Below are 1245 nucleotides of genomic sequence, written 5' to 3' on the forward strand. Positions count from 1 at the left end.
AGCGTCAGTTCCCCACGGATCGCTTCCAGGGCAACCCGTGATTTGAACTCCGCCCCATACCTCTTGCGCGTAACCTTACCCATAAAACCCGTCCTCTTTCAGGTCGGATTATAGCTTATTGCCCTGCCCAAAAAATGTGGTCCACCTCTAATCAGAGACATTGACTTTGAGCTGCAAATCGTATTTTTAAAGTTAAATAAAGCACTCATAATACTTGCTTTATTTATCTAGACAACATTTTTTCTGCATGGATGCCTCTTATGCTATTTGATCCTAATACTCCTTATGCTTCAGATATCCTAATTTCCAATCTTTTCAATAACATCATGAGGGATGATGATATAAATATGAATGCACATTATCCTTATAAGGCTAATACAGAATGTAATCAGGAAGTGCTCGAGGAATGTTATCGTATAACATGGCAACTTCTGGCCAGAAGATCGAAAATAAAAGAGTTCCGTCGGATTCTCATGAAAATAGCATTAAGACGGAAAGCTCTTTTTGAAGAGCAGGAATTTTATAAAGAAATCCGAGCGCAGTTTAAACATATGCGGTTTGGGTGCTGCAACTTTGACAGGCGTCATACATATCCGTGGCAGTTACATTTTGTAACCTGTCAAATGGGTTTTTTACAGGATGCTTTTCGGAATGGGCAACATTTTAAAACTTTTAGAAAAGCGTTACTTTTATGGAGTGTATTGCATCCACTTCTATTTCGGCTGGTCCTAAAACGTCTTGCAGATTTTAAACCAGCTACACCCGAAGAATTTAAAAATTTTCAGAAAAACGAACTAAACAAAATTATTGATGTCTTAAATTTTGATCAAAAAGTTACAGGACATCAGTTTCATTCACTTCGTAAAATCATAAGCCGCCGCACAGCTTATGTGGATACATTACGAGTTATTCGCAAGGATAAAGAGCTTGATGCTTTATCAACCTTCCTTGCGACTATTAACGGACTCATGGGTGATATGCATGATGAAATAGTTCTTAACGATATTAGGGGAGACAGTGACTATTACAAGGAACAATTTTCATTACCTAATGAGATTAAATTACGACTCACAGTTTTAGTTGAGTCTGAGAGCCTGACTCAAAAAACGGTCTGAGTGATTTTTCGCAGTATTCTGCAGATATGAGCGACAATGAGCGATGCTTGTGAGGCTGTTGATTTTCACCGAGAACTGACCCGGGAAGGGTATAAATTTCCACTGAGAATTGACCCATGCCTGACACTGC

1 protein-coding gene is annotated in these 1245 nt (G+C 38.9%); it reads left to right on the forward strand.

Annotation, left to right across the window (positions count from 1 at the left end):
- The first annotated feature begins 260 nt into the window (after positions 1-260).
- The gene (locus LOC54_RS12220) at positions 261-1115 is read left to right on the forward strand and encodes a hypothetical protein (protein ID WP_279314053.1); all 855 of its coding nucleotides are present in this window, start codon (positions 261-263) and stop codon (positions 1113-1115) included.
- Positions 1116-1245: the final 130 nt, after the last annotated feature.

The sequence above is a fragment of the Acetobacter sp. AN02 genome, assembly GCF_029759835.1.
Lineage (GTDB): Bacteria > Pseudomonadota > Alphaproteobacteria > Acetobacterales > Acetobacteraceae > Acetobacter.